The sequence below is a fragment of the Herminiimonas sp. CN genome, assembly GCF_000622895.1.
Lineage (GTDB): Bacteria > Pseudomonadota > Gammaproteobacteria > Burkholderiales > Burkholderiaceae_D > AVCC01.
The window spans coordinates 1-11,657 of sequence record NZ_AVCC01000094.1 but is presented as its reverse complement, the minus strand read 5'-3'; the positions used below and the strand labels follow the sequence as shown (position 1 = coordinate 11,657).

The window sequence follows — 11,657 nt, the reverse complement described above, 5'->3', positions numbered from 1 at the left end:
GTTTTTATGATGCTCGACAGGCGGACGAAAGGGGTGTATGCTGACTACTTAATCGTCCCTATTTACGTGGGTCTTTTTTTCGACCCAAAAGATAACAACTCCCCCCCCTCCTTTTGTATTGCCAAAACCCTGAAACTGTGTCCTGACTCAAAAGTTTATTGCATGGCATCGGTGTCCCCTCCGAGCCGTCTCCCTCGAAACAGGGGTGATGCCATGCGTTTTTTTCAGGGCGAGCAATGCAAAAACAACCGCGTCACATCCGTCTGGATGCCAGCCAACACCTGTCCGTAAGGTTTCTTGTGGGCGCTCAAGTGTCTCTTGAGGGTGACAAGAAATCTACATGGGAGACGATTACCCGTGTTGTGAAGTTCAGCGACCCGCGCTACGGCGTCGTAGACATCACACGCGGCTTGCTGCTGCAGATCGTCGATAACTTCAACAAGGGCACTTACGGTCAGGACATCTTCCTCGATGTCGCGCATGCACCGAATGCCGGTGCCGCCGCAAAAATCGTGAAGCTGGCCGTCGAGGGGAACCGGCTCAGAGGCTTGATGGAGTGGACTCCATACGGCACCGATGCTGTGAAGAACAAGGGCTTTACCTATCTGTCGATCGAATACACCGACGACTACGTGGACCCTGAAACAAGCGAACATCGCGGCCCGTTGATGATGGGCGCTGGACTGGTGGTCCGCCCTGCGGTCAAGGGTAACCAGCCGGTCGATGCGACGCGCTTATCTGAGTCCGGTGATGAAACACCGCTCATCATCCATCCAGAACTCCAAACCAAATTACTGCAGGAGCTACACATGAAACACGCACAATTGCTTGAAAAATTACGCAAGACTTTGCAAGAAAAGAAACTCGCTGCCAGCGTTATTGAATCGTTGATGCTGGCCGCTGCAGAGTCAGTTAAAAATGTTCTTGAGGAAGCCGCTGCGACAATCCTGCTGAAAGCCTTCGAAGATACTGGTATCAAGCTGGCCGAAGAAATCGGCGGTCGCGAAGTTACCCTGTCGGTCAATGTGCCGGCAATTGCCCCCGGCATGACGGCTGATCAGGTCATCGCTCTGATGCAAGCCGAGAACCAGAAGGCCGCAGCCGGCGTCAAGGCGCTGGCCGACAAGCAGGCCGGCAATGTCAAGCTGTTGTCGGACACCATAGCCGCGGTCACCACATTTGACGCGGACGTGAAGAAAGCCCTGGCCGAAGCGGTGGTGGAGCTGGTCACGCCGGAGATGACGCCGGAACAGGTGGTCAAGCTGGCCCAGGTGCAGATCACGCAGGGCAATCAGCTGGCGGTGGCGCGACAACTCTCTGCGCTGGGCTTTCATGCGCCGCTGGGCAGCATCGGCATTCCCGGCATTTCGGTACCGTTCGAGGAGTCGAAGAAGCTGGCCGGCATCTATCACGACAACCTGAAGCTGACTTCGCACTTCGCCGAAGGCAAATTGCGCCTGTCGCCCAAGGACAACGTTTTTATCAATAAGGTGCTGGCCGAGTTCGACCGTCTGCATTCCGGGCAAATCTCGAATGAAGTCAAGATGCTGTCCGGCGGCGGCACTGTGAATATTTCGGACACCAACCTGCCGGTTGGATTCCGGCGCGAGGTGATCCGCGAAGCGCTGTCCGACCTGCGTGTGCTGGAGCTGGTGCAGGCGATGACGGATTTCTCGGCCACAGTGACTACCCAGATCCCGTATGAAGTGCGCGACATGTCGGCAGTGATGAACGACGGCATCGTGTATGAGGGCCAGCCGATCCACCGCGGTGGCATCGGGCAGTTCATGGATACCGCGTACATCCTGCCGATGAAGCTGGCGATGCTGATCTCGAACGAGGCGATCCACTTTACCCAGGCGGCTGCGATCAACTGGGACGCGATGGCGCGCAACGTCGAGTCGAACGCCCGCATCATGCGCGAGCTGATCTGCCGCCGCATCATCAATGAGCTGCAGCGCGCCTCCGACGCTTTCGGCGCGGTGGCGGTACCGGCCGAATCTTTCACCGACCAGCTTGGCGCCACCAGCCAGGTCAAAACGGCGGCCTTCCCTATTGTGCGGGCATTCCAGCAACGCGACCTGCAGGGCAATACGGTCGGCGCAGCGGTCAACCCGATCACGGTGGTGCTGGGCTCTGCTGCCTGCCTGCCGTATGACGGCAGCAATACCCAGGCCACCGGCACCTATTACCGCATCAACAGCTATAACCTGGGCTACCTCCAGTTCGTCAACCAGCTGGGCGTGGCGGTGATGCCGGCCGCAACCGGCACCAACACCATCGCATACAGCCGCGCCACCAACGTGGCCAAGGTCGATCTGGATATCGCGGCCGGCCTGACCTACGAGCAGCAGCTCAACAAGGTGCTGCAGGGCATCGGCGCGCGCAAGGCGCTGCTGTCCGGCCAGCGCTTCGTCACGCCCGATTACCTGCTGATGTCGCCGGTATTGAACGACACCATCACCAACGCCGAGCAGTTCGCGCTGTCGCGCAAGCGCGACGGTACCGATACCAGCGGCGACGGCGACCTGGAGCGCGTCAAGGGCTTGCCGTCCTATGGCACCAATGCGCCGGGCGTCGATCTGGGCGACGAGCGGATCATCATCGGCCAGCGCGGCATGCTGGGTTATGTGGTCGGCAAGCCGTTCGTGACCGGCCAGCCGTTCGAGGCGGTGGACAGCCAGGGCCGTCCGATCGGCAAAAAGCAAGCGTACGGCGAAGAGTATTCCGCCATCAAGGTGCCGACTCCGGTCGCTGGCCGCATGACTTCGCTGATTGCGTTCAGCTTCACAGGCCGCTAAGCAAGGAATAACCCCTGACCAAGCGTAGCCCCAGCCCACCGCGACGGTGGGCTGGTTGTGGCGAGAACCCAAGGAGATTGCATTGAACAAAGTGTCTTACACCAACGAAACAACCCGATTCCAGCATGTCGGCGGGGTCACCATCCCCCCGGGCGAGACCCGCGATGTCGATCCGTCGCTGTTGCCGGATTACCAGCCGGAAGGCGTCGCAGTCGAAGAGGAAGAGATTGACCAGGTCGCAGAACTATTAAAAGTTAACGTCAAGCTTGTTACGGAACAGTTGCCCCACATGTCCGACGACCAGTTGGCGCACGCGGTTTTGCTGGAGCAGGCCGGCCAGAACCGCAAATCCCTGATCGAGGCGATGACGGCAGAGAACCTGCGGCGCGCCACCGATAAGGCCGGGGCGTAATCAGCATGGCCGGTTCGATGTCCCGCGCCGATCTTGCGGCTGACCTGGCCGCGTCGCTGCACGATGCGGCGGAGTCGTTCGTCGATGCCGGCGACATGGCGCGGCTGCTGGACGTGGCGGCATTGGACTTCAGCCGCCATCGGCCGCGCACGCTGCTGGGCACCCTGACCGCCGAGGTCGGCCGCATGGATTACCCGGCGCCGGCCAATCTGTACCTCTTCAAGTCGTCGCTGTGGGGCATTGCGCCGGTAGCGCGCGCCAAACCGTGGGAACGGCAGTGGCCGGGGCCGATGCCGGATGTCCATGTGGCTGACGGCGTATCCGGGCGCGAGCTGCACCTGACGCCGGCGCCGACCCAGCTGCAGCTGATGACGCTGGGTTCCGAGTTCCGCTACTACTATTTCGGCCAGCAGGTGATCGGCGACACCACTGCCGAAACCACGCTGCCCGCCGGCGACCGCTTTCTGCTGCTGCTGCGGGCCCAGGCCGAAGCGATGCGCGAAATGTCGATGCGCAACATCAAAAAACCGGTGCAGATGCGCGACGGCCTGCATTCGGCCCCGCGCAACATGACTCCGGCCGCCCTGCACGTTGAAATGATGCGCGAGTGGGAATCCAAAGTGGCGAGGCTGGGCGTATGAGCATCCTGCATATCGAGGTCGATGCCAGGCAGCTGGAGAAGCGGGTGGCGCGGGCGCTGGTGTCGATGCCGAAGACGCTGGACCGCTTCGTGCAGCGCGGCGCGAATGAATTCGGCAAGGCCGAGAGGATGGAGGTGCCGTTTGCATTGAGCGACCTGAGCCGGAGTATCAATTCGCGCAAGAACGGCATCGCCGATTGGAGCGTCGGGCCGAAGATGCGCTACGCGGCCGCCGTCAACAACGGCGGCCGGCCGCACTGGGCCCCGCTGAATCCGCTGATGGACTGGCTGCGCGTGACCAAGCGCGTGACCGACCCGAGGCAGCTGCGGATCCGCGCTAGGGGCTTGCAGCGCTTCATCGCCGCCCACGGCACCAAAGCCAACCCGTTCGTACAGCGCACCCGCGACAAGATGGATGACCGTGTGATCGCCCTGCTGCGCGAAGGCGTCCATAGCGCAGCACAACAGGCGTTTGAAACATGACTCCACAGACCCCCGAATCCAAAATCCTGGGCACCTTCAAGACCGCACTGGCGGCCGCATACCCGTTGCGCATCGTCACCCGCAGCCTGAAGGACTATGCCGATCGCCCGCCAGCCGAGCTGAAGGCCGGCGTATTTACCATCGTGACCGTCGGCCAGACGGGCGCGGATGTGTTTGACCAGATGCTGAAGTTCATGGTGGTCGGGCAAGTGCAGTTGCATGAAAAAGCCACTGGTGAAGAGATCGAGGAGATCGAGCTGATCATGGCGCGCGAGATCAAGAACCTGATCCAGCGCCAACTGTACGGCCCCTTGATGCGCATCACCGGCATCGATCATTCGGCTCAGCTCGAAACGCCGTACGGCTGGGTGTCGGTGGCGGTCGAATGCGGCCCGTACGACGCCACCGAGCCGCTGACCCTGGACGAGACCATCGGCCACCTGACCGACTTCCTGACCTTCCAAGCCGATATCGACATCAATCAGCCGCACCAGAGCGCGGCTGAACACAGCAAATGGGCCGCAGACGTGCCCGACTACACCACCAGCCAACCCGACGCGCAGCTGCGCGTCGATATCCCCAGGAGCACCCCATGACAAATCAGAAAAAAATCACCCCAAAGCCCGGCATGATCGTGCCGCTGCCGGACGGCAACGGCAATCTGCCTGCCGAGGGCAAGATTGTTGCGCTCAACAGCTACTGGTATCAGCGCCAGACGGACGGCGACGTGACGATCGAGGATGTGCCAGCATCTGCCGACGCACAGGCAGAGTCGACCCCGGCGGCACCGAAAACCAAGCCCAAGTAAGTCCATTCACGTACCACCTAACAGAGAGGAACCGCCATGGCCGACAATGTCAGCTTCCGCGAAATCCCGGCCGACGTTCTCGTGCCCGGGCAATATATTGAAATCGACGGCTCGCGCGCCGACAGCGGCACGCCGCCGATCCCGCGCAAGATCGTCATCATTGGCCAGAAGCTGGACGCCGGTACTGCGGTGACCCTGATGCCGACCGAAGTGCCGGTGGCGACGCCTGACCAGGTCACGCAATTGGGCGGGCGCGGCTCCCTGCTGGCGCAGATGGCGGCTGAAGCATTCAAGGCGCACCCGTACGGCAAATTTACCATTATCGCCGCCGATGACCTAGTGGCCGGTGTGGCGGCAACCGGTTCCATCCTCGCGGCTGGCCCTGCGACGGCATCGGGCACCATTGCGCTGTATATCGACGGCACCCTGGTGCAGGTCGGCGTGACCAGCGGCGATACCGCAATCCAGATCGCGGCCAACATTGCGACCCAGATCAACGCCAATCCGGATCTGCCGTTGTCGGTACCGGTGGCGCCAACCACGGCCACACTGGCGCTGGTAGCCAGGCACAAAGGCGAATCAGGCAATGACCTCGATGTGCGCCACTCATTTTATCTCGGGCAAAACCTGCCGTCCGGCGTGGCGCTGACCGTCACTCCGATGGCGGGCGGCACCGGCAACCCCGATATCGGCCCGCTGCTGGCCGCCATCAAGGGCGACGACCGCATCGTGCTGATCAGCCCCTGGACCGACAGCAGCAACATGGTCAAGATCGAGGCCGACTTCGCCGACCGCTACGGTCCGATGAAACAGCAGGAATCGCATTGCTTCGCCGCTCTGTCCGGTAGCTTCGCCACGCTGGTGACGTACGGCGCCGGACGCAACAGCCCGCATGTGTCGATCATCCCGCGCGAGGGCAACATGATTGCGCCGTGGCGCATTGCCGCGTCGGTGGCCGGTTTGTGTGCACTGCGCGGCTCCGGCGACCCGGCGCGACCGTATTTCGGCATGGTCCTGCCGGGCATCCCGGCACCGGCTGAAGTCGCCCGCTTCGACCAGCCGACCCGCAACAACCTGCTGAAGAACGGGATTTCCACCCTGCGTTACGACGCCGGCGGCAATGCGATGATCGAGATGGTTTCCACGACTTATAAAACCAACAGTTTCGGCGTGCCGACCCGGGCCTACTTCAAGTTGCAGAGCAAATGGACCGCCGATTACTTCCGCTACGCGTGGAAAGTGCTGATTGCGACCCGCTACCCGGATTTCAAGCTGGCCGACGACGGCACCAACTTCGCCCCAGGGCAGCCGATCGTCACGCCGAGCGTGCTGAAGATCGAGACCATCGCTCTGGCGCGCACGCTGGAATACGCCGGCATCATCGAAAACGTGGACGAGTTCAAAAAAACCTTGCTGATCCTGCGCTCGATCGCCAACCCGAACCAGGTCAACGCAGTGGCCAGCCCGAACCTGGTGAACCAGTTCGATGTGTTCGCCGCAGCGGTCAAGTTTATTAACTAAGTACATTAATTAATGTGTCAGACCATATGGAGGATGTGCTCGATATGGTCGGCCAGCAACAGCACAGGAGAAAAGCATGGCTGCATTACTTGCACGACTAAAAATGACCTTCGACGGTCAGACCTACGCTACCGAAGAACGCGCCACCGAAATCGATATCGGAGGCGCCGACAATGAACCGGTACTTGATTCTTCCGGCAATACCCATACCGCTGAGAAACTGCAGCCGGGTATGTTCAAGTGCACGCTGCTGGCGATCGAAGGCTTCAAGCTGCGCCCGGTCCAGGCGATGAAGAACGGCACCATCATTGCGGAGGGGAATAACGGCCTGTCCTTCATGATGCGCAACGCCAAGTGCGGACAGGCGCGTTCCATCGCAAGCGGCGGCAAGATTTCCGCTACTTTCTATGGCGATGTGGAGGAAATGTAAGCATGGCTACCTTTATTGGACAATTTAAAAAGGGCATGAAGGTCGGCAAAGATGTCCACATGGATTTCGAGCTGCGCGAGATGACTACCGAAGACATGCTGGATGCAGAATTGGAAGTGTCGTCGGCCAAGCCGATGAACTTCAATGCCGAGCTGGCCATGCGCCAGTTGGTGCGGGTGGGCAGCTACGAGGGGCCATTCACGGTCGGCATGATCCGCAAGCTGGCGCCGCCGGATTTTCATCTGCTGCGCACCGGACTGGCTGAGGTGGCCAAGTTGGGGGAAGAATCGTCGCCGAGCGAAGCGACCGGCTAAGGGCTGTGCTATTCCTCGGCGTAAAAACGGGCTGGTCGGAGCAGGAAATCCTTTCTCTACCAGCCCATCGTTTTGATTTCTACATTGACCAGCTGACCAGGGAACCCGACGACGATGAGTAACAAGACGGAGGATATCGGCGTCCGGATCTTCACCGACTATACGCAGGCGCTGAAAGACCTGCAGACCTTCGTCGGCAGCGCCGGCAAGGAATTTTCCAGCCTGCCGAAAATCGTGCAACAGATCGGCGCCTCGGTGGATGCCCTGACTGCACAGATCGGCAAGATGGGCCAGACGAACGGTCCGCGCGATCTGCAGCAGGATCTGACCGTGCTGCCGCCGGTAGTGGAGCGTTTGGCGAAGGCGGCCAACCTGGCCGCAGACAATCTTGAAAAGATCGGACAGAAAGGGCGGCGCGGCCTGCGTGAAACCAACGAAGAAGCCAGCCGGCTCTCCAAAACGCTCGACAAGCTGGTCACCGGCGGCAAGGCAGCGGGCGCAGCGATGGCCGGCTGGCAGGCCGGCAAGATGGTATTTGCTCCGCACGTCGATAAAATGGTGGATTACGACACCAAGCTGGCGCACCTGGCTAACGTGGCGATGGCCGACAAATCGCCGGCAGAACGGATTGCCGGCAAGGCGCAGCTGAACGATGCGATTCTGGACGCAACGCGCAAGGGCGGCGGCACGCGCGACGATGCAGCCGATGCGCTGCAAAAAATGACTGGATCCGGGGCGCTTAGCGACAAGGATGCGCTGACCATGCTGCCGTCGGTGATGAAAGGCGCGACAGCCTCCGGCGCACGGCCGGAAGAGATTGCCGATATCGGTATCCGGGCAATGCAGAACTTCGGCTTCAAAGCCACCGACATGCCGAAGATCATGGATATGGCGATGAAGTCCGGCAACCTGGGCGGCTTCGAGCTAAAGGACATGGCGAAGTGGCTGCCGCAACAAATGGCGGAAGCGGCCAACCTCGGCATGAAGGGCGAAAAGGGCCTGGCGCAACTGCTGGCGCTGAATCAGGCATCGATCACTACCGCCGGCAGCACGGATATGGCAGGCAACAACGTGGCCAACCTGCTGGCAAAGATCAACAGCGATGACACCAAAAAGGATTTCAAAAAACAGGGAATCGATCTGACAGGCAGCCTGCAACATGCGATCGGCAAGGGCGTGGACCCAATCACTGCATTTGCCAAGCTGGTTGACCAGGTGATGCTGAAGGACAAGCGATATGTGGCGCTGGAAGCGAAACGCAAGGGCGCCACTGGCAAGGAACAGGAAGATATCCTGGAGCAGCAACTGGCGCTGGTGCAAGGATCTGCCATCGGCAACGTACTGCAGGATCGGCAAGCCAAGGGCGCGTTCCTCGGATTCAAAAAGCAAAGCGTCGAGTTCGACAAGCAGGTAAGCGCAACTACCAATGGGGCGGCGGACGGCACCACCGACGGCAATTACTCCGTGATCGCAGCCGGGCCCGGATTCAAGCAGCAGCAATCCCAGAACGAACTGCTGAATGCGCAGAACGAGGCCATGCAGAAGCTGGTGCCGAGCCTGAACGTATTTTGGGATGGGGTCAGTAAAGTGGGGCGCGAGTATCCGGTATTGAGCACGGCGCTCGGCGGCGGCTATGTTGCCGTCACTACACTGTCTGCCGGCGCTGGCGTGGCGGCGGGCGTGATGATGTTACTGACCAAAAATGCCACCGCCGCGTCCCTGGCGCTGGGTCGGATACCGGGAGTCCCCGGCATGCCAGGAAGCCCCGGTGCGCCGAAGGGCTCGGGCGGCAAAACCCCGTTACCCGGTGGTTTCGGTGTGAAAAGCAATATAGCCATGGCACTAGCGTATGGTGCCTATGATGCCTACAACATCGCCAACAATGACAGTCTCAGCAGCAAGGATAAGAAAATCGGCTATACCGGTGCAGCAGGCGGAGTGGCTGGTGCGTTGGCTGGTGCGCAATTAGGTGCGACTGTCGGCAGCGTCATTCCCGGCCTTGGCACTTTGGTGGGTGGGATAGTCGGTTTAACAATCGGCGGTCTGGTGGGAAACCATTACGGTACAAAAGCAGGCACCGCCGCAGGTGAAGCGATGTTCGGGGACGCCAAGAAATCCGCATCCAATACATACCTGGATAACTTGCACGAAAAAAGCAAATTGAATTCCCCTGAAGCCCGGCAACAGATGCAAACGGCCTTTAACCCGATGACACCGCCAATCGCTTTGCCGTCAGTGGTCAACGCAGTTCCGAGCATGGCGATACAACGGCAAATGGGTACGCCGGGCGGGAATGTCGAAGCAGTGCAAAGAGCATTGACGGAAGGCCTTAAACCGCTGCCCATCGATGCCAGGCTCAAGATCGACGTTGCATTCAATGAGATGGGTAAACCCTACGTGACAAAGCAAAGCGTCAGCGGCAAAGGCATCCGGCTGGATACCGGTCCAATGATGATCCACTGATCAATATCAGTGCCTGCAACCTAACAACTCCCCCCCTCCTTTTGTATTGACGCAGGCGGCAAACTCGGCATCACTTCATCGTGTGACCGAGATTTGCCTTGAGCTTCCGAGACGAACTGCAGCCTGCCTCTTTCCGTGGCGTCCGATTTGAGGTATCCAGCGCGGATACCTCGGTCGGCCGGCGCACGGTGCTGCATGAATTTCCGCTGAAGGATTTGCCGCTGCCGGAAGACATGGGACGCAAGGCGTCCGAATTCGTGATCGACGGCTTCCTGATCGGGGACAATTACCTGTTCAACATGAAGCGCCTGATCGCGGCGCTGACCGAAGCCGGCCCCGGCACGCTGATCCACCCTTCCCTTGGCACCCTGCAGGTATCGCTTGCGCATCCGGCGCGCCTGCGCGAGCAGTTCATCGAGCGGCGCGGCATGGTGTCGTTTTCGCTGGCGTTTGTCGAAGCGGGCGAGGAAGTGCAGCCGTCCACCGAGGTCGATACCCAGCAGGCGGTGGACGATGCGGCCGACGATGCCTATGGCCCGATGGAAGAGGATTTCGCCTCCGAGTTTTCTGTCGATGGCGCGCCGGCCTGGTCGGTGCAGTCGATTGTGGATGAGATCGGCCATATCAACGATGTGGTCAGCTCGGTACGTTCGGCGATGCGCTTTGATTTATCCGCGCTGTCGCAGCTGGTGCGCGCCGGCTCGATGCTGAAAGCCAATGTGATGGGCTTGCTGGCGATGCCGAATGCACTATTTACCGAGCTGTCGGTGCAGTTCCGGGCGCTGGTCGGCCTGTTTGACTTCTCCGGCGCGCAGGGATCGTCGGTCAGCCCATCGCGCAGCCTGAGCGCACTCGGCGCCGTGTTGTCGTCTTCTTCGTCTTTTGCTGGGACATCGTCCGTTGCCGGGGCATCGTCCGGCGCCACTTCGTCAGTCAATTCCTTCGGCAATGCCAGCAAACCAACCAATCCACTGCGCAGCCTGCTGCCGCTGGCGATGTATGGCTATGCCCCTGCAGCTGGATCGAACCCCATTTATTTAGCGTTGTCGCTGCTGGTTAACGGACAGATATCCAGCTCGTATGTACGGCCGACCATCCCGACCAATACCCCGGTGCGCCGGCAGCAGGCCGCCAACCAGGCGGCGGTGTTTGCCCTGGTGGCTCGCTGTGCGGTAGTGGAAGCGGTGCGCTCGTCGATTTACCTGCCGTTCGCCAGTGCCGATGAATCGGTGGCGGTGCGCGACATCCTGTACGACGCGCTGGACATGCTGATGCTGGATGCGCCGGATGCGGTGTATGCAGCGCTGCACGACTTGCGCAGCGCGATGGTGCGCGACATTACCGCGCGCGGCGCGGATCTGGCGCAACTATCCAAAATGACCTTGCCGGCGTCGGTGCCGGCGCAAGTACTGTCGTACCGCCTATATGGCTCCGGCGCGTATGCGGCCGAGCTGGTCGAACGCAACCAGGCGGCGGCCACTGTGCTGCACCCGTTGTTCGTACCGGGCGGCCTGCCGCTGGAGGTGCGCCGTGTCGTCTAGCCCGGTTGTTTCCCTGAAAGTTGGCGGCTTGGTGTTTTCCGGATGGAAGACGCTGCGCGCGGAAATCGGCATCGAGCAGTGCGCCGGCGCGTTCGAGCTGGGCGTAATGGACCGCTGGGCCGGGCAGTCGCAGCCGTGGCAGATAAAACCCGGCGACGCCTGCGAACTGCAGATCAACGGTCAGACCGTGATTACCGGCTACACCGATTCGGTGCGGCCATCGTTCGACAAGCAGGCGCATGGT

Annotated in this window: 13 protein-coding genes; all 13 read left to right on the top strand. The window is 60.6% G+C overall.

All coding sequences use genetic code 11. The annotated features are described in order from the left end of the window. Nucleotides 1-291: hypothetical protein (locus HMCN_RS19920; protein WP_238552199.1), on the top strand; the 291-nt coding region annotated here is incomplete at its 5' end. Further along, complete coding sequence (locus HMCN_RS0115385; RefSeq protein WP_025918211.1) at nucleotides 237-2,801, top strand: hypothetical protein; 2,565 nt, start codon at nucleotides 237-239, stop codon at nucleotides 2,799-2,801. The genes HMCN_RS19920 and HMCN_RS0115385, both read left to right, overlap by 55 nt. An 82-nt stretch (nucleotides 2,802-2,883) precedes the next feature. After that, the gene (locus HMCN_RS0115380) at nucleotides 2,884-3,213 is read left to right on the top strand and encodes a hypothetical protein (protein ID WP_025918210.1); all 330 of its coding nucleotides are present in this window, start codon (nucleotides 2,884-2,886) and stop codon (nucleotides 3,211-3,213) included. A 5-nt stretch (nucleotides 3,214-3,218) separates the two neighbouring features. Beyond that, nucleotides 3,219-3,854: a hypothetical protein gene (locus HMCN_RS0115375; protein ID WP_025918209.1), complete on the top strand. Its 636-nt coding sequence runs from the start codon at nucleotides 3,219-3,221 to the stop codon at nucleotides 3,852-3,854. After that, on the top strand, nucleotides 3,851-4,336 hold the full coding sequence (locus tag HMCN_RS0115370) for a hypothetical protein (RefSeq protein WP_025918208.1): 486 nt from the start codon (nucleotides 3,851-3,853) through the stop codon (nucleotides 4,334-4,336). Before HMCN_RS0115375 ends, HMCN_RS0115370 begins: the two co-directional genes overlap by 4 nt. Next, a complete protein-coding gene (locus HMCN_RS0115365; protein ID WP_025918207.1) occupies nucleotides 4,333-4,932 on the top strand; it encodes a hypothetical protein in 600 nt (199 codons plus the stop codon). The genes HMCN_RS0115370 and HMCN_RS0115365 overlap by 4 nt, the downstream gene beginning before the upstream one ends. After that, nucleotides 4,929-5,144, top strand: coding sequence for a DUF2635 domain-containing protein (locus HMCN_RS0115360; protein WP_025918206.1), 216 nt, complete (start codon nucleotides 4,929-4,931; stop codon nucleotides 5,142-5,144). The genes HMCN_RS0115365 and HMCN_RS0115360 overlap by 4 nt, the downstream gene beginning before the upstream one ends. Nucleotides 5,145-5,180: 36 nt before the next feature. Further along, nucleotides 5,181-6,665, top strand: a complete 1,485-nt coding sequence (locus tag HMCN_RS0115355) for a phage tail sheath subtilisin-like domain-containing protein (protein ID WP_025918205.1) — start codon at nucleotides 5,181-5,183, stop codon at nucleotides 6,663-6,665. A 76-nt stretch (nucleotides 6,666-6,741) separates the two neighbouring features. Next, nucleotides 6,742-7,095 (top strand): phage tail tube protein, encoded by a 354-nt coding sequence (locus tag HMCN_RS0115350; RefSeq protein WP_081801540.1) that lies wholly within the window; start codon nucleotides 6,742-6,744, stop codon nucleotides 7,093-7,095. Between the two features lie 2 nt (nucleotides 7,096-7,097). Next, complete coding sequence (locus HMCN_RS0115345) at nucleotides 7,098-7,409, top strand: phage tail assembly protein (protein ID WP_025918203.1); 312 nt, start codon at nucleotides 7,098-7,100, stop codon at nucleotides 7,407-7,409. A 114-nt stretch (nucleotides 7,410-7,523) separates the two neighbouring features. Continuing rightward, nucleotides 7,524-9,872 (top strand): phage tail tape measure protein, encoded by a 2,349-nt coding sequence (locus HMCN_RS17945; protein WP_025918202.1) that lies wholly within the window; start codon nucleotides 7,524-7,526, stop codon nucleotides 9,870-9,872. Nucleotides 9,873-9,970: 98 nt separating this feature from the next. Continuing rightward, nucleotides 9,971-11,413: a DNA circularization protein gene (locus tag HMCN_RS0115335; RefSeq protein ID WP_025918201.1), complete on the top strand. Its 1,443-nt coding sequence runs from the start codon at nucleotides 9,971-9,973 to the stop codon at nucleotides 11,411-11,413. Beyond that, a partial coding sequence (locus HMCN_RS17940; protein WP_202962678.1) for a phage baseplate assembly protein occupies nucleotides 11,403-11,657 on the top strand: 255 nt, incomplete at its 3' end. The genes HMCN_RS0115335 and HMCN_RS17940, both read left to right, overlap by 11 nt.

What these genes read in the sequence shown, in the direction of transcription:
- HMCN_RS0115385 (WP_025918211.1), top strand. Translation starts at nt 237, where the DNA reads ATGCAAAAACAACCGCGTCACATCCGTCTGGATGCCAGCCAACACCTG.
- HMCN_RS0115375 (WP_025918209.1), top strand. Translation starts at nt 3,219, where the DNA reads ATGGCCGGTTCGATGTCCCGCGCCGATCTTGCGGCTGACCTGGCCGCG.
- HMCN_RS0115370 (WP_025918208.1), top strand. Translation starts at nt 3,851, where the DNA reads ATGAGCATCCTGCATATCGAGGTCGATGCCAGGCAGCTGGAGAAGCGG.
- HMCN_RS0115365 (WP_025918207.1), top strand. Translation starts at nt 4,333, where the DNA reads ATGACTCCACAGACCCCCGAATCCAAAATCCTGGGCACCTTCAAGACC.
- HMCN_RS0115360 (WP_025918206.1), top strand. Translation starts at nt 4,929, where the DNA reads ATGACAAATCAGAAAAAAATCACCCCAAAGCCCGGCATGATCGTGCCG.
- HMCN_RS0115355 (WP_025918205.1), top strand. Translation starts at nt 5,181, where the DNA reads ATGGCCGACAATGTCAGCTTCCGCGAAATCCCGGCCGACGTTCTCGTG.
- HMCN_RS0115350 (WP_081801540.1), top strand. Translation starts at nt 6,742, where the DNA reads ATGGCTGCATTACTTGCACGACTAAAAATGACCTTCGACGGTCAGACC.
- HMCN_RS0115345 (WP_025918203.1), top strand. Translation starts at nt 7,098, where the DNA reads ATGGCTACCTTTATTGGACAATTTAAAAAGGGCATGAAGGTCGGCAAA.
- HMCN_RS17945 (WP_025918202.1), top strand. Translation starts at nt 7,524, where the DNA reads ATGAGTAACAAGACGGAGGATATCGGCGTCCGGATCTTCACCGACTAT.